The organism is Bacteroides luhongzhouii (assembly GCF_009193295.2).
Taxonomy (GTDB): Bacteria; Bacteroidota; Bacteroidia; order Bacteroidales; family Bacteroidaceae; genus Bacteroides; species Bacteroides luhongzhouii.
In genome coordinates this window covers 3,708,767-3,726,561 of record NZ_CP059973.1, presented here as the reverse complement: position 1 = coordinate 3,726,561, position 17,795 = coordinate 3,708,767, and the positions used below count along the sequence as shown (strand labels likewise).

Annotated in this window: 8 protein-coding genes and 1 pseudogene; 5 read left to right on the top strand and 4 right to left on the bottom strand. The window is 41.5% G+C overall.

Going from position 1 to position 17,795, the window contains the following annotated elements; all coding sequences use genetic code 11:
- Positions 1-7 precede the first annotated feature (7 nt).
- The 4 genes from GD631_RS13650 to GD631_RS13635 form a co-directional block, all read right to left on the bottom strand.
- Entirely contained in the window at positions 8-2,083 is a 2,076-nt protein-coding gene (locus tag GD631_RS13650; protein WP_143257477.1) for a glycoside hydrolase family 20 protein, read from the bottom strand.
- Positions 2,083-4,407 (bottom strand): glycoside hydrolase family 20 protein, encoded by a 2,325-nt coding sequence (locus GD631_RS13645; RefSeq protein ID WP_143257476.1) that lies wholly within the window; start codon positions 4,405-4,407, stop codon positions 2,083-2,085. Before GD631_RS13645 ends, GD631_RS13650 begins: the two co-directional genes overlap by 1 nt.
- Positions 4,408-4,441: 34 nt before the next feature.
- Positions 4,442-7,054 (bottom strand): beta-mannosidase, encoded by a 2,613-nt coding sequence (locus GD631_RS13640; RefSeq protein WP_143257475.1) that lies wholly within the window; start codon positions 7,052-7,054, stop codon positions 4,442-4,444.
- 287 nt (positions 7,055-7,341) lie between these two features.
- Complete coding sequence (locus GD631_RS13635; protein ID WP_143257474.1) at positions 7,342-8,973, bottom strand: sialidase family protein; 1,632 nt, start codon at positions 8,971-8,973, stop codon at positions 7,342-7,344.
- Positions 8,974-9,053: 80 nt separating this feature from the next.
- Here GD631_RS13635 and GD631_RS13630 point away from each other — a divergent pair.
- The 5 genes and pseudogenes from GD631_RS13630 to GD631_RS13610 form a co-directional block, all read left to right on the top strand.
- A pseudogene (locus GD631_RS13630) lies at positions 9,054-9,551 on the top strand (MFS transporter); the annotation flags it as partial.
- 131 nt (positions 9,552-9,682) lie between these two features.
- Positions 9,683-10,852, top strand: a complete 1,170-nt coding sequence (locus GD631_RS13625; RefSeq protein WP_143257630.1) for a n-acyl-d-glucosamine 2-epimerase — start codon at positions 9,683-9,685, stop codon at positions 10,850-10,852.
- A 10-nt stretch (positions 10,853-10,862) separates the two neighbouring features.
- A complete protein-coding gene (locus tag GD631_RS13620; RefSeq protein WP_143257460.1) occupies positions 10,863-13,055 on the top strand; it encodes a GH92 family glycosyl hydrolase in 2,193 nt (730 codons plus the stop codon).
- A gap of 35 nt (positions 13,056-13,090) precedes the next feature.
- Positions 13,091-16,309 (top strand): SusC/RagA family TonB-linked outer membrane protein, encoded by a 3,219-nt coding sequence (locus GD631_RS13615; protein ID WP_143257461.1) that lies wholly within the window; start codon positions 13,091-13,093, stop codon positions 16,307-16,309.
- 18 nt (positions 16,310-16,327) lie between these two features.
- Positions 16,328-17,785 carry a SusD/RagB family nutrient-binding outer membrane lipoprotein gene (locus GD631_RS13610; RefSeq protein ID WP_143257462.1) on the top strand — a complete coding sequence of 486 codons (1,458 nt, stop codon included), beginning with the start codon at positions 16,328-16,330 and terminating at the stop codon, positions 17,783-17,785.
- Positions 17,786-17,795 lie beyond the last annotated feature (10 nt).

Genomic DNA, 17,795 nt, shown 5'->3' with positions numbered 1-17,795 from the left:
TCCGTTTTTAATTCACAATAATTTCATCCGTAAATATCCAGCCTCCGAATTCACTTCCGGCTTGTGCCTGATAGCGTACGTATCTTCCTTTGGCTTCGCCCTGCCATGAAATATCCGTAAACCGGATGGGCGTTTCTTTGCTCACTTCAAAGTGTTGTTTTCGCAACTCCGTGAAATGGGTTCCGTCATCGGAAATGGAAATCACCACAGTCTCCGGCAGGAATACTTCCGCTCCTATCACCTGCATAAAGGCGGCAGTGACAGAATGGATGGAAGTTTCTTTTTCCATATCAATCGTCACATCGAGGCGGTTGTCCGAGATGAATCCTTGCCACGAACCGTCACCATACGTCCAATCACCACGTATGCCGTCCGTCAGAGCTGTGTTTCCCTGTGCCGGATAATGGGGGCTGTAGGGTGAATTATAAATCACCTTTTTGCCCCATGCCAAATGGCTGACCGGTTGAAGCGACTCGGGACGGCTGCCGATTTCTTTTTTCAAATCGAAAGGATGGTATCCTTTCTCCTGCAAATCGGCCACTGCCGACAATGCGCGGGTATGGAAATCCGGCCATGATTTACGTTCCGGAGCCGACCAAGCTGTTTCCGCCAATGCCAGGATTCGAGGGTAAATCATATACTCCACGTGTTCGGGAGTGGAAATATATTCCACCCATAAGTTGCCCTGCACACCGTAGACCAGTTTTGCCTGTTCCGGGGTTAAGGAAGCGGGAACGGGATTGTAGGAATAGACCTTTTTCAACGGCAGGTATCCACCGATGGCTTCCGGCTGCGAGTATGGAGCATCCTGATAACTGTCCAGATAGCAATAGGCACCCGGCGTCATGATGGCATGATGCCCGGAGGTTACGGCAGCGATGCCCCCCTCTTCTCCACGCCATGACATGACGGTTGCGTTGGGCGCAATGCCTCCTTGCAGAATCTCGTCCCATCCCAACAGATGACGTCCATGATCGTTCAGGAACTTCTCAATGCGGTGTATCAGGTAGCTTTGCAGCTCGTCTACATTGGCTAGATGCTCGTCTTTCATTCTCTTCTGACATTTCGGACAGGTCTTCCAAGCCGACTTACCGGCCTCATCGCCACCGATATGAATGTATTCGGAAGGGAAAAGATCCATGACTTCGGTCAGCACATTCTCCAGAAACGTGAAGGTTTCTTCATTGCCGACACAGAAATCGGAGTTCTTGTAAGGCTCGCCCGAACAGGATAACTGCGGATAGGCTGCCAGCACTTCTTCCGAATGGGAGGGCATCTCTATCTCGGGAATCACCGTGATATAATGCTGACGGGCATATTCCAATATTTCACGGATATCGTCCTGGGTGTAATAACCGCCGGAAGCTCCGGGAGCATCAAAACGGAGGTATTTGCGTCCGCCGTTCCACCATTGCTTCCAGGTGGGATCTGTACGCCAGGCCGCAAATTCGGTCAGCAAAGGGTATTTCTTGATTTCAAGCCGCCAGCCTGCCGCATCGGTCAGATGCAGGTGCAGACGGTTGATTTTGTAATACGCCAGTGCGTCTATCTGTTTCTTTATAAACTCTTTGGTAGAAAAATGGCGGGACACGTCCAGCATCAGTCCACGATAAGCAAAACGGGGAGTGTCTTCTATCTCGACAGAGGCTATGGAATAGCTGCCTGCCCCCGAAGGTTGTGCCAACTGCAACAGGGTTTGCATACCATAGAATAATCCGGCTCCCGAAGTGGCGCGTATCAGGATTTGTTGCGGAGTGACGGAAAGAGTATAGCTTTCCGGCGATGGCAACTGGGGGTTCTTGGGGGTTATCAATAAGAGAAGCATCTGTTTCCTGTCTTTCATGCCCGCTTTCTTTAATTGAACGGGTAATGCCTTCAGGTAATTCTCCCAGAGCTTCGCTTCTCCATCTTGTAGATTTGTATAAAGTCTTGTCTTTTCTGACAGTAAAAAAAAGCCCGTCCCCCGCTCCATTTTTAATGGGACAGGTATGACGGACTGTGCCAGAATGGGATGTGCTTTCAGGCACATCCCCAATATCCATAAGAAAAGACAAACTTTAGTGTATTCTTTTCTTATATTCATTAATCAATTTTGATTTCGTCTACAAATAAAAATGCGTTTTTATCTTTTCCTGCATGCCATGCCGGAAGTGATTTCTCCGGTGAAGCAATAACTCTCACGTATTGGGTAGTCACAGGGGTAAACATTAGTTGATGGTCAACGACCCCGTCTTTGTCCGTCTCTTTCATTGCCGGATATTCTCCGGAAGCAATCTTTTTGAAAGTCTTTCCATCGTCTGAAATTTCTACGGAGAGGCTTCTGGCATCAAACACCCAGTCGCCCTTCGCTACATTGGTAGAGATGGCCACACTTGAAATTTCTGTGGGTTGCTGAAGGTCGATCGTCATGTCCATGTCGTTTCCGTTGAAAGCGATCCAACGACCTGACCGGTAGCTGCTATTTCCTTTCAAACCATCGTTTAACGTGGAAGCTCCCTTGAAGAGGTATTGTTCATTGATAGGTTGATTGGCTACAATCGGCTTCATGCTGGATTTGCTGAAATCGATCTTCTCTGTCAGTGTCTTGCTCTCACCGGTAGGACGAATGGCTTTGGCGGACAGAGTGACATTTTCTTTAATCTTCAACACTCCTTCGTAAACGGGAGAAGCAGTAGTGGGTTCTGTACCGTCCAAAGTGTAGTGGACAGGGGCATTGTCAATAGTAGACAAGGTTACGTCCATCGTTCCTTCTGCCGTATTCGGGTCAAACTCGGCTTGTACGTCGAATACGTGTTTTGCGTAGTTGTATCCTTCGGCATCATACCACTTAATCAGTTGAGGAAGACGGGACAGGAAGTTGGCATAGTTTTTCTTTTCAGGGCTGGACCACTGAATTTCACACAATGCAGCCCAACGAGGCAATACCATGTACTGCGCGTGAGGGAAGGTAGCGATGTATTCTGTCCAGAGGTTGGCTTGCACGCCCTTGATATATTTCTGTTCTTCCGGAGTCAGAGAAGCCGGCATCGGTTCGTAGCTGTACACTCTTTCCAACGGCAGATAACCACCGATACCAAACGGTTCGTTATCTACGTCTTTAGCTTGGTAATAGTCGAAATACAGGTATGTGTTCGGTGTCATGATGACATCGTGTTTCTGTTTCGCTGCTTCGATACCGCCCTTTTCACCACGCCATGACATAACAGTAGCGTTTGGAGCAAGTCCGCCTTCGAGGATTTCATCCCAACCGATGATCCGACGTCCATGGTCGTTGAGGAATTTTTCGAGCTGGTTGATAACGAAGCTCTGCAAACGTTCTTCTTTGCTATGCACATCATCCGATTTCAATCCCAGCGCCTTGATACGTGCCTGGCATTTCGGGCATTTCTCCCATCTTACTTTCGGACATTCGTCACCACCGACATGAATATATTGCGACGGGAAGATTTCAATCAGTTCGCCATATACATCTTCGAGGAATTTCAAAACTTGATCGTTTCCGGCACAAAGTACATCTTCTGATACCCCCCATTGTCTCCATACTTCGTACGGACCACCGGTACATCCCAATTCAGGATAAGCGGCAAGGGCAGCTTGCATATGTCCCGGAAGGTCGATTTCGGGAACAACGGTGATGTAACGTTCGGCTGCGTAATCTACGATTTCTTTGGCTTGTTCCTGGGTGTAGAAACCGCCGTAAGGTTTGCCGTCGTATTCGCCGGAGTTACGTCCGATCACTGTTTCCGTTCTGTTAGCACCGACTTCCGTCAGTTTCGGATATTTCTTGATTTCCAGACGCCAGCCTTGGTCGTCAGTGATATGCCAATGCATACGGTTCATGTTGTGTAAAGCCTGCATGTCGATGTAGGTCTTTATTTCGTCTACTGTGAAGAAATGACGGCTGGTATCGAAGTGTGCGCCACGATAGCCAAAGCGGGGAGCGTCATTGATTTCTACGGCAGGCATGGAAATGTCTGCGCCGACAGCCACAGGCAATGATTTGCGCAAGGACTGGATGCCATAGAATACGCCGGCCTCGGTAGGACCGGTAATCGTGATTCCGTCACCGGCAACTTTCAACTGATAGGATTCCGGATTTTCGTTTGCCGTGCCCAATGTCAGTACGATTGCATTCTTACCTTCTGTTCCGGCTTCGATAGCGAAATCTTTTCCGGTAGCGGTTTTCAGATAGTCAGCCAGGAATTGCGCGTTGCGTTGCATCTTCTCGTTTCCTTCCGGATAGAGGATTTTCACACCGCTCTTCAGGATGAAGGGATTTCCTTGAGCTGTTACAATTTCTTGTGGCATGGGGATGATCTGGTAGTTGGCTTCCTGTTGTGCCGATTGGCAAGAGGCAAAAAGTCCTGCTAGTGTCAGACATCCGGTTAACTTTAAAAGTTGTTTCATAAACTAAAAAATTAAGTGTTAAGTTATTAATAAATTAATTATAGGTATCACGAATATGTTTGATTGTCAAAGGCAGCTCCTCTCCTTTCTTTATTTGGGGAGAAGTGATGACAACCGTCTTACGCTCGCCGGGAAGGAGGTCGAAAAAGTTGTCACTGAAACGGGCTCCCTGCAAAGGGACTTCAATAAAGACGTCTTTTGCAAGAACGGGAGAAAACAGGGTCAGTTCACACACGCCCTCTTTCTGTTTTATCTTGCAGGAAACGGTTGTTTCGGGCAGAAGCAAGTCTTTCGTCTTTCTAAAGAAATGGACTGTTTCGGCAACGATATTTCCGGATTTGTCTTTCAATGTCAGTTGCATGAAGCAATGGCGCAGGTCATCCGCAAGCGGGCGCTTTGCAGGAAAAAACAAAGTGGTGAGCGAAGTGCGATATACACATTGGGAAGTGTTGGCCGGAAGAGTCAAAGAAGGAAGGACAACCGTTCTTCCGGCTTTCTTTCCTGCAAAATTCGTCAGTCTCATTTCCAGCGTCAGTTTCTCCCGGGTGTCAAGATGATCGGAAAGCAAGTAAACACACAGGTTGTCACCTTCCAGCAAAGGGTTGATATGAACGGGGGCAAATGCACGCTTTGCCTGATAATGCAAGGCTTTCCAGTTACCGTAGTAATCAATACCCGACCATGACACTACCGGCCAACTGTCATTCAATTGCCAATATAATGTACCCATACAATAGGGACGGTTGCGGCGGTGCGCTTCCAGACCGTGACGTATGCCATGTCCCTGCAATACTAGTCCGACATAGACAAAGTCTTCGAATTTTTCGGGAATGATATAGTCACGTTCCATATAGGTGCGAATCAGGGCATTGCCGATGCTGCTTTTCTGATGGGCATTCATCACCTCCGATTCGATCTGATAATCTTCCGGAGCGGCAAAGGTGGCAATAGTCTTCATCTCCGGGAAGGACTGAAAACCGAATTCGCTCATGAAACGAGGGAGGTCTGTATCCAGTGATTCGAAAGTTTTCTGCCCATACCAGACTCCCCAATTGTGGCTGTCTCCTATCCCCCATGATTCGGGGCGTCCCCAATTGGCTAAATATGGGGAGCTGTGTATATAAAAACGGTCGGCATCCAACTCTTTTACCTTGGTAGGAAGGAGTTGGCGGAACAGTTTGTCATAGCCCTGGAACATTTCCTGATAGATTTCCGGCGTGAATTTCTTGTCGAATCCCCAATATTTCAAGGCTTCCAGTATTTCATTATTGCCACACCACATCGCCAGGGAAGCATGATTGCGAAGGCGGCGGATGTTGTAGACGGCTTCCGCTTCTACTCTTTTCAGAAAGGTGGGATCAGACGGATAGGGAGTGCAGGCAAACATAAAGTCCTGCCATATCAGTATTCCGTTTTCATCTGCCAGGTCATAGAAACGGTCGTCTTCGTAGGTTCCGCCTCCCCACACACGAATGACATTCATGTTGGCTTCTTTGATATCCCGGAATAAGGTTTGGTAGCGTTCGGTAGTGACGTTGGTCAACAGGGCGTCCTGGGGAATGTAGTTGGCTCCTTTGGCAAACATCGGAACGCCGTTTACTTCAAAATAGAAGGATTCTCCGTCCTGATCTTTTTCATTGACGAGGCGAACGGTGCGCAGTCCTATCCGGTGGGATTGTTGGGCTACGACTTTATCTTCTACGATTATCTGAGCGGAGAAATCATACAGGGCGGGCTTTCCCCAGCCATTCGGCATCCAACGTACCGGCGACAGCACTTCAGAAGGAATAGATATACGATTGATTCCGGGCTGTAAGGTGATTGCCTGGCTAATGCCTTTTTCTGTGTTTCCTTCAAAAGAGATATTGATTCTCACCTCTGCTTGAAGTGCTCGAGGAAGTATATTATTTATTTCTAATTCATTGGATAGTTTTGCCTGCTGGTCGGTCAGCGAGAGTTGCTTTACGTGGTAATCGCTGATAGAGGCTGCGTCATAAAAACGGATGGTCACCGGACGCCAGATACCACTGGTCACCATGCGGATTCCCCAGTCCCAACCATAACTGTAAGGGGCTTTACGGGAGAATACGCTTACATGTTTTTCGTGATGGTCGTTGTCTGCCGGATAGTTGAATCCGTTAGAGTTATATTGAGGCATTGTCTGCCGGATGGGTGAATGAAAATAGATATGAAGAAGGTTTTCTCCGAGACGGAGTTGCGACTTGACAGGTATCGTATAGCCGACGAACATATTATCAGCTTTAAGCAATAATGCTCCGTTGAGGTATACATCGGCGTATGTGTCAAGACCTTCAAAGATTAATTGGGCATCGTCCCGTTTCAGTTGCTCGGAGGTAACTGTAAAAGCTGTCCGGTACTCCCAGTCTTCATTTTCCACCCACTGAATCTTTTGTTCATTGATGCCATAAAAAGGATCGGGAATTTGTTTATGATAGATAAGATCCTGATGAACAGTGCCGGGAACCTGTGCCGGTCGCCATAGCTCCGTGCCTGCCTGGGAAAATTCCCAACCTGCATTTAAAACCACAACTTCGGAATTGTCATTGCTCTGCGCATATGCCATACTACAACAGCATAGTAGTCCACATGCTATTTGAGTCTTTTTTCCGATTAAATTAATCATCATAGTGGGGGCATTAGATATTAACGGTTTCAAAGATATTACTTTTTCAGCAATTTTCACTGATAATTTAACAAAATATGTTGTTTTAGCATGAGTTGTCCAGAAAGCCCCCATAAAATCGGCTAAAGTTTCGGTTTATAATTAATTAAATAAAGTAGTATTCGGCCTCTTAAATGTAAGCTAAAATGACGCTTTTCATTATAATGATATTCTTTTTCATTATAACTAAATCTTGCTACCTATAAATCGTAAGCATAGATTTAAACCTTCGGACTTTCGGGACAGACTCTTTATTCCTTTATTATATCTGTCAATTTCATCGCTTGAAAGGTTATATGTGCGACACTACTCTCATATAGTATACCAATTGTCTCTTTATCAATCATTGTCAGACAACTATATCCCCATCCTTCTGCCTCGTCGAGCATTAATTGATGTTCCGGCAACCAGGTAAGTCCTTTGTCCAGACTTGCTTTTATCGTTATATGATTACGTCCTTTGGTCGTATTCGGATTTGAAAACAGCAAGATATCTTTATTTAAGATGTTGTCTTTGGCATCTACATGAATCAGACTAGCCATACATACCGGCTCTTGAAGTGCTTTGCGTGAAGAAGGATGTTCTGTCCATGTTTTCCCCAAATCTTTCGTTATGGCAATAGCCCGGCTCCCTCCTCTATTGTCACGCATATTCAGCATCAATACTCCCGGTTCTATTTCCGCAACTTGTGCTTCCGTTGTATTGGTTCGTGCCATATTGTGCATTTTCCATGTTTTTCCCCGGTCTTTACTATACATGATTCCTGCATTCGGAACACGAGTAGAGTCTATAAATTGCGTTGGAAACACCAATGTGCCATCGCTCATCGTTATTCCACGTCCGGGACCTTGAAGGAGGAAATACCAGGATGGATCTTTCACCTGATCTGTTATATTGATAGGTTTCGACCAGTTTTTACCATCGTCCGTGCTTTTTGCCAATACCAGCTGTGCCGTATGATTCAGATCCATTCCCGGATGGGAACTCCACCAGGCGCGTTGATTACCCATGCCATGTGTCCATGCGGCAACCACCCAGACGGTATTCGTCTTAGTATCTACTAAAATAGAGGGGTCCCCTACCCCATTCTGTGCTTTAGGCAGACCACCATACTCGCCAAATGAAAGCGGAAGACGCATCTTCTCCCAACTCTTTCCTCCATCGGTGCTACGGCTCAAACCCACGTCTACATATTCCTGTAAATCGACACTGCTGTTGTATCGAACGTCATACACGCCCAACAAGGTTCCTTTATTGGTAGTCACCAACCCGGGAATACGGAAGGAGGCAGAACCGTCATTACCGGCATGACGAACACCAACTGCCATCCGATGAATTATATTCTTTGGAGAAATAGATTTACAACATAGTTCTTTCCCATCTACTTTAACAGCACGCAAATCAGAGAGTATCTTAGTGTACAAAGAGGCATTCTTTTTCATCTGCAAACTGATCCAAAAATAGTTTACACCCGGAAATAAATTGTAATTACCTTTTAATACTACTATTTCCGATGGTTTCCCCTCTGCACATTTTACCGAATAGGAAGGATTAGCCGCCAATGTCCCACCCGGACGATGGCTGGATATGTACTCTACTGGAGCAAAGCGACTTTTGTCTTTGTCCTGCAACGCCTCTGTTCCTCCATAATAGAGTTTGATTGCCTGAACATCAGTCAGATTCGTACTTTTACTAAAATCTAAAATGATTTCATCGAGCTTTTTGCTTTCTTTTGCATCCAAACGAAGATAGAACAGAACATTGTCTTGCCGCTCTATTAAAACCGGAATTTGTGTTTCATGGATAAATACTGTGTCTGAAGCTTTTACGTCAAAAAAATATCCTAAGAAGATAAGGAAAAGTAAATAATAGATTCTTCTCATAATGGGGGTATTAGTTAGTTTAACGCGATAAAGATAAAACTTTTCTACCGTAATATTACTATGCAAACAGTAAACTTTCATTTTACCAAGTTCTGGTAGGACTAGTCAATACATTGACCACCGTTCTGGCTCTTGTCATCATCGATAAGGTGGGCCGCAAGAAGCTGGTTTATTACGGAGTTTCGGGCATGGTGCTCTCTCTGGTCCTTATCGGTCTTTACTTCCTCTTCGGAGATTCCCTGGGAGTATCCAGCCTCTTCCTTCTCGTTTTCTTCCTGTTCTATGTATTCTGCTGTGCCGTATCCATCTGTGCCGTGGTTTTCGTACTCCTCTCAGAGATGTATCCCACCAAGGTTCGCGGACTGGCCATGTCGATAGCAGGATTTGCTCTGTGGATCGGAACGTACCTGATCGGACAGTTAACCCCCTGGATGCTCCAAAACCTTACCCCCGCCGGAACATTCTTCCTGTTCGCCCTCATGTGCGTGCCGTATATGATGATTGTCTGGAAACTCGTGCCCGAGACCACCGGGAAGTCGCTGGAGGAGATTGAAAGATACTGGACCCGTTCGGAATAAATATAAAACAGACCTTAATAACAATAAACTAACATTTTATAAATATGGATAGTAAAAATAACCTTGGTCATTCAGCCGGCACCTCTTTCACCGCTGAATTACCCATACCAATCTATAATGGAAATAATAGTATGGATTTCAAGAAACTGGCAAGTCTGTACAAAGATGAGCTTCTGGACAACGTCCTTCCTTTCTGGCTTGAACATTCGCAAGACCATGAGTATGGTGGTTACTTCACCTGTCTGGACCGTGCAGGAAAAGTGTTCGATACGGATAAGTTCATCTGGCTCCAAAGTCGTGAAGTGTGGATGTTCTCCATGCTTTACAACAAAGTGGAGAAACGTCAGGAATGGTTGGACTGCGCCATTCAAGGTGGCGAATTTCTAAAAAAATATGGACATGACGGGGATTATAACTGGTATTTTTCCCTTGACCGTTCGGGTAGACCACTGGTAGAACCGTACAATATCTTTTCATATACATTTGCCACCATGGCTTTCGGCCAGCTGAGTCTTGCCACCGGCAATCAGGAATATGCAGACATTGCCAGGAAAACCTTCGATATCATCCTGTCTAAAGTGGATAATCCGAAAGGCAAATGGAACAAACTTCACCCGGGGACCCGTAATCTGAAAAACTTTGCCCTGCCGATGATCCTCTGCAACCTGGCTCTGGAGATAGAGCACCTTTTAGATGAAAGTTATCTAAAAGAAACAATGGAAACTTGTATCCATGAAGTAATGGAGGTTTTCTATCGTCCCGAACTTGGAGGTATCATTGTTGAAAATGTAGATGTAGACGGCAGTCTGGTCGACTGCTTTGAGGGTCGTCAGGTAACTCCGGGACATGCCATTGAAGCGATGTGGTTTATCATGGATCTAGGCAAACGCCTGAACCGTCCTGAATTGATAGAGAAAGCCAAAGAGACCACCCTTACAATGCTTAATTATGGCTGGGATAAGGAGTATGGAGGTATCTACTATTTCATGGACCGTAACGGCTGTCCACCTCAACAACTGGAATGGGATCAGAAACTCTGGTGGGTGCATATCGAGACGCTTATTTCTTTGTTGAAAGGCTATCAGTTGACGGGAGACAAACAATGCCTGGAATGGTTTGAAAAAGTACATGACTATACATGGACACATTTCAAGGATAAAGAACATCCCGAATGGTATGGATACCTGAACCGCAGAGCAGAAGTGTTACTCCCACTCAAAGGAGGAAAATGGAAAGGATGTTTCCATGTACCAAGAGGCCTGTACCAGTGCTGGAAAACATTAGAAGAAATAAATAAATAAAATTGTCTTTATGTTTCGATTTCGAATATATATTATAGGGATATGTTGCTCTTTTCCGCTTATTATGTCTTGTTCCCCAAAAACCAAAAAAGAGATAATAAAAGATTACACAACTTATGTAGATCCTTTAATTGGAAGCGGAGGACACGGTCATGTATTTGTAGGAGCTTCAGTTCCTCATGGTATGGTGCAGCTTGGGCCTAATAATTTATCCACAGGATGGGACTGGTGTTCCGCATACCATGCTTCTGATTCAACAATTATCGGATTTTCTCATACTCATTTGAGTGGAACAGGAATTGCAGATTTAGCTGATATTCTTTTTATGCCAATCAATAGTTTACCAGATACAACATTAAATGTTTTACCTGCATCTATGTATGTTTCTACATTTTCTAAGAATAAAGAATCTGTTGTTCCAGGATATTATTCTGTATGGTTAGAAAAATATAATATAAAGGTGGAATTAACTTCAACTGCTAGAGTTGGTCTTCATCGTTATTCATATCCTCATAATACAGAAGCTTTTGTAATCATTGATTTAGAGGGAAGTGCAAAATCCTTATCTTCTCGTAAAGGAACTTTGGATTCTTTTTGTCATTTGTTAAATGATACGAGTATTGTTGGATATCGTTATTCTGATGAATGGGCCATTGACCACAAAATACATTTTAGTAGTGTTTTTTCTAAACCCATAAAAAAATATAAGATATTTAAGCACAATAACAGTGTAAAAGTGCTACTTAATTTTGGATATATTTCTGAACCACTATTAGTAAAAACAGGTGTTTCATATGTTTCCGAAGAAGGAGCAAGTATGAACCTCATTAGTGAACTTCCTGATTGGAATTTTGATCAAGTGAAAGCTGTAGCTAAGAAGCAATGGAATCAAGAATTAGCAAAGGTAGATTTTGAAGCAGAACCGGATGTTATGAAAATATTCTATTCAGCTTTATATCACACCCTAATTGCACCTTCCATTTTCGCAGATGTTGACGGTAAATATAGAGGAGCTGATGGGAAAATATATATGGCAGAAGGATTCATCCCTTATACAACTTTTTCGTTATGGGATACATATCGTGCCGTTCACCCTCTTTATACTTTAATAGACAATCGAGTTCCAGATTATATTAACACTTTGTTAACTATTTATAAACAACAAGGCAGAATGCCAGTTTGGCATTTAGCAGGTAACGAAACAGATTGTATGGTCGGTATTCACTCCATTCCGGTTGTGGTTGACGCTTGTCTGAAAAACTTTCAAAACATAGATAAAGAACAGGCCTACAATGCAGTGGCCAGTATTGCAGAAATGGATATCAATGGTTTAGAAGATGTAAGACTTAATGGATATATATCAGCAGATAAAACACCTTGGTCTGTAGCAAAAGGATTAGAATATGCAATAGATGATTATTCAGTTGCTATGCTTGCAATGAAGATGGGGAAACAACAGGAATATCAGAAGTTTCTTAAACGATCGAAAAATTATCAATACTATTTCGATTCTCAAACTAATTTTATGCGCGGAAAATTATCAAATGGAAATTGGCGAAAAGAATTTGACCCATTTTACAGTATGCATATGGAGGACGACTATGTTGAAGGGAATGCTTGGCAATACACTTGGTTAGTTCCCCATGATATAGAAGGATTAACAAAACTTTTCGGTGATAAAAAAACATTCCTACAAAAATTAGATAGTTTATTTATAGTTAGTTCAGATTTGAATGAAGGAGCATCTATTGATATATCAGGAATGATAGGGCAATACGCACATGGTAATGAACCTAGTCATCACGTATTATATTTGTATACATGCATGGGACAGCCATATAAGACTGCGGAATATGTCAGACAAGTTTGTAAGCAATTTTACACTACGCAACATGATGGTCTAATAGGAAATGAAGATTGCGGACAAATGTCAGCTTGGTATATATTCTCAACTTTAGGATTCTATCCTGTTAATCCTGTTTCTGGGACATTTGTATTTGGTTCGCCACTTATGAGTAAAGCGACAATTATATTAAATAATGGGAAGAAAATGCAAATTGTCGCTCATGACAATTCCGAAGAGAACAAATATATTCAATCAATAAAGTTGAATGGGAAATTGCTGGATAAACATTATATCAGTTATGACGAAATAATGAAAGGAGGAGTATTAGAATATCAAATGTGCAACAAACCTTTATAAACAAATTTATTAACTCATAAATTTAATAATAGAATATGAAAAAAAGAATGCAATTTTTAATGATGCTATTTGTTGTCTGTTTATTATCGACAACTACATTGTATGCTCAAAAGAATATAAAAGGGCAAGTTATAGATTCTTCAGGAATGGAAGTTATTGGAGCTTCTGTTCAAGAAAAAGGTTCTGGGAATGGAACTATAACGGATATGGAAGGTAAATTTGAACTTAAACTTTCTTCTACTGACGGAACTATTATTGTGTCGTTTATTGGATATATAACACAAGAACTGAAAGCTGGAAACCAAAACTTTATAAAAGTTATTTTAAAAGAAGATACTCAGCAATTAGAGGAAGTGGTAGTAACTGCATTGGGAATAAAAAGAGATAAAAAAGCATTAGGATATGCTGTTAGTAACGTTGAAGGAAATAACCTTTCAGCTTTTTCCAAAGTGAACCCATTAGAGGCGTTAAGTGGCCAGGTTTCAGGATTAAATATATCATCTAGTGGTAGTGGAGCCGGCGGCTCATCAAAAGTTACGATCCGTGGAGTAAGCTCTTTAACCGGATCAAATGAACCCTTATATGTGGTGGATGGTGTTCCAATGGATAATACAGGAGGAGTAGACGGAGGCGCTGATGGCACAGGACAATGGGGTGGTACAGATTATGGAAATGCAGCCAACAACATTAATGCAGATGATATTGAATCAATTTCTGTACTGAAAGGAGGAGCTGCAGCAGCCCTTTATGGTTCAAGAGGACAAAATGGCGTTATCATGATTACAACCAAAAAGGGGAGTAAGAAAGAAGAATCATTAGGTATCAAATACAATTATCAGTTGCAGGTCAGCACTCCTTCAATAAAGCCCGATTTTCAGAACGAATATTCCCAAGGTTCTGCAGGAAAATACATATCAACAGATTATCAAAGTTGGGGAGCTAAACTTGAAGGTCAGGAAGTTACCAATTTCTTAGGACAAAAACAAACATTATCAAGTACCTCTCACCCCTATGATGACTATTTACAAACAGGGCTTTCTCACAATCACAATTTATCAATTGCAAACAAGAATGAAAAAATGGGAGTTTATTTCTCCTATACTAATACAAATGAAAGGGGTATAGTACCAGGTAACGAAATAAAGAAAAATTCTATTACTCTTCGTTTTGACACTAAACTGGGTAATTTTCTATCCATTGATGCTAAAGCGAATTATATAGATCAAAAAGCTGAAAATCGCCCCAATTTAGGAGGGTCTCCAGATAATCCTATTTATGCAATGTGGTATTTACCACGCTCTTTAGGGATGGATATGCTACGCAATTATCAAACAAACAACGGAATGCCTATAATTTGGACAGAACAATATACCCAAAGCGAAAATGGTAGTATTTTGCCTCCAACTGATTTGTCTTTTGCTAAATCACCATTACTTAATAATCCATATTGGACTGAAAACTTAAATACCAATTATGATAAACGTAAGAGGATTCTTGGTTTTGTAGAGTTTAATATAGATTTGAAAAACTTGTTGAAATTACCATTTGCCTTGAATTTAAAGGCAAGGGGAGGTTTAGATTATTACACTGATGAAAGACAACGTCAAACAGCTACTAATACTTACTTTAAGAATCAAGGATTAGCTACTATTACTTTTAGTGACAATGATTTTAGCGAAGAAAATTATGATTTCCTATTGAATGGAAGCCATAAATTTGGAAAGTTTGGTCTAAATGCATCAGTTGGAGGAAATTTGATGAAGCGTAATGTATATAGTATGACCAGTCAGTCTGAATCTGGATTAATAAATTTAGAAGGGAATTATGTTATTCAGAATTTCAATAATTTAGTTAGTAATCAGGGAATAGCAGAGAGTGAAGTACAATCTATATACGGCTTTTTGTCTATGGATTGGGATAGTCAATTCTTTTTAGATATTACAGCCCGTAATGATTGGACATCGGTTCTATCTCCTGAAAATTGGTCTATCTTTTATCCTTCCGTAAGTGGCAGTTGGATTGTTTCTGAAACATTTGATCTTGGCAAAAGCGTAGATCTGTTAAAATTACGTGCATCATGGGCCGCGGTTGGTAGTGGAGGAAACTACAGCTCACAAAGGTATAATGTATATGGAACTTCTCCAAATCAATTTCACGGACTACCCTATGGATTTATTCCTTCTAAACGGGTAAACCCAGACTTAAAAAGTGAATTGACAAAATCTACAGAAGTTGGACTTAATTTGATCATGTGGCAAAATAGATTTAATATTGATTTATCGTATTACACAACAGGGACTGAAAATCAGATATTTACTGCTCCATTGGCTCCTTCTTCTGGTTATTCAAGTGGCATCATTAATGCAGGATACATCAAGAACTCGGGTATAGAAGCACAGATAAAAGGTAGTTTATTTAAAAATAAACAAATGGAATGGTGGGCAGGAGCCAATATTAGTTACCAATGGAATAAAGTAAAAGAATTGCCGGATGATGTACCAGTATTAACACTAGGTGGAGCCTCAGGAATGACAATAAATGCCATGAATGGAGAAGCTGTTGGTACAATGCAGGGAACCGCATTTAATAGAGACGAAAATGGATACTTAATTCTAGATGATAGCAATCTCCCCACTATAAAACAAAATGAAAATGGCTCCAATGACACTATGCAGAAATTAGGGAAAATATACCCTGATTGGCTGTTAGGTTTTAGTACAGGATTTACATATAAAGATTTCTCTTTCAGCCTGTTGATCGATGGAAAACTAGGCCATGATATGTTTTCCTATTCGAATATGAAAGGATCAGAACTTGGAGTACTTAGCTCAACAATCGAAGGACGTGATGAATGGGCATTAGCCAAATTTTTAAATCAAGAAACAGGAGTACTTCCTAATATCGGTTATATGGTGGAAGGTGTAAAAAATGGAGTATATGGGTCATATGCTGTAGATCCTCAATTGTATTGGCAACGTGTAAGCGGAGTGTCTGAAATGTGGATTTACGATGCATCCTATATTCGCTTACGACAAATTAGTTTAGGATATAACCTACGTCGAGATGTGCACAAAATAAAATTTATTGATAATATAAATTTTAATGTAAACGCAAATAATCTTTGTTATCTAATGAAACATGTTCCTAATGTATCTCCTGAAACTTATATAACAACAGGAAATGCGTCGGGTATAGAAATATTTGGTATGCCTGAAACTATGCAGTTTACTTTTGGAGTGAATGTTACTTTCTAAAATTATAAAAAAAGAATTATGAAGAAATATATATTAATAAGTACATTAGCCTGTAGTTTAGGATTATTCTCATGTACTTCAGATTTTGAGGAATTAGACTTTCCAAAAACCACCGCGGTTATCATTGACCCGGCTCCTATATTAACTCGCTCTTTTGTCACCGGATCAGGGCTTTCAGTTGGTATTTGGCAAAATACAAATCAATTAACGACTTTAGATTGGGTGCAATATGTCGCTACAATAAAAGCAAATTTTACTTCTGCACATTATGAACCCTCACCTGCAAATTCGGTATGGTCATGGTGGTATTCAGATGAAGCCTTTGCAGGTCTCCATTTATGCGAGCATGCCATTGAACTGTCTCAAAAGATTAAAAATGTTAATCATGAAGCAATAGCGAGAATTTGGCGTGCCTATATGTTTCAATATATGACAGACTGCTATGGTGACATTCCTTATTCTGAAGCGTTTAAATCTGTAGCTCCCAAATATGATAGTCAAGAGTTTATATATAAAGATTTAATTAGCCAGCTACAGACTGCTGTCTCCACATTAAGTGCAAATAAAAATAGTGGATATACATCATTAGGAACAGCAGATGTCTTTTTTAATGGAGATTTGGATAAATGGATTAAGTTTGGAAATTCAATGATTCTGAGACTTGCTATGCAATGTTCAAATGTTGCTGCAGATGAGATCACTAAAACAACTTTGGCATCCATTGACTGGCAAAATCAATCTCTTTATATATCAGCAAATGAGGATAATGTCAGATTGATTCCTGATGAAGGAGGTGCAACTTACCATGTAAAGAATCCATATGCGTTTGTTGCTGGATGGGATGAAATGAGGATTTCTAAAACGATGTATGACAGGCTAGCAGTTAATCAAGATCCACGTATGCACATATATATGGCTAAAAATATTAATGGAGAATATATTGGATTACCCTCGGGACAAAGAATCGAAGATTTGAATGCCCATTATAAAGATGACTATATTCCCAATTATTGTGATATAGGTGATTATTTTATTCAGGGAGAAACTCCGTTTGTTCTATTTACAGCTTCTGAAGTACATTTCTTGCTAGCAGAGGCTATTCAAAAAGGATTCATTCAGGGCGATGCTACTACTTTTTATAATAAAGCAGTAAGATTATCTTTAGAATCATATAACATTCCGGATGAACAAATTCAATCTTTTATGACTAAGGTACCTTATTCGGAAGAAAATTTGTATACACAGTTTTGGTTAGCATTATTTCCTAACGGCCCTCAAGGATGGAATCTAGTAAGACGTACAGGTAAACCGTCTATTGCTCCACTTATATATCACTGGCCAGGTAATTCTGATATGCCTCGCCGCTATTCATATTCTACAGATGAGATAAGATATAACCCGATAAATGTTCAAGAAGCTATTGAACGAATGGGAGGTGATAGTCAGTATACACGTATTTGGTGGGATAAAAACTAATTTTTTAACA

Bases quoted from the DNA above. Each gene is read 5' to 3' on its own strand.
- GD631_RS13650 (WP_143257477.1), bottom strand. From the start codon at position 2,083: ATGAATATAAGAAAAGAATACACTAAAGTTTGTCTTTTCTTATGGATA.
- GD631_RS13645 (WP_143257476.1), bottom strand. From the start codon at position 4,407: ATGAAACAACTTTTAAAGTTAACCGGATGTCTGACACTAGCAGGACTT.
- GD631_RS13640 (WP_143257475.1), bottom strand. From the start codon at position 7,054: ATGATGATTAATTTAATCGGAAAAAAGACTCAAATAGCATGTGGACTA.
- GD631_RS13635 (WP_143257474.1), bottom strand. From the start codon at position 8,973: ATGAGAAGAATCTATTATTTACTTTTCCTTATCTTCTTAGGATATTTT.
- GD631_RS13625 (WP_143257630.1), top strand. From the start codon at position 9,683: ATGGATTTCAAGAAACTGGCAAGTCTGTACAAAGATGAGCTTCTGGAC.
- GD631_RS13620 (WP_143257460.1), top strand. From the start codon at position 10,863: ATGTTTCGATTTCGAATATATATTATAGGGATATGTTGCTCTTTTCCG.
- GD631_RS13615 (WP_143257461.1), top strand. From the start codon at position 13,091: ATGAAAAAAAGAATGCAATTTTTAATGATGCTATTTGTTGTCTGTTTA.
- GD631_RS13610 (WP_143257462.1), top strand. From the start codon at position 16,328: ATGAAGAAATATATATTAATAAGTACATTAGCCTGTAGTTTAGGATTA.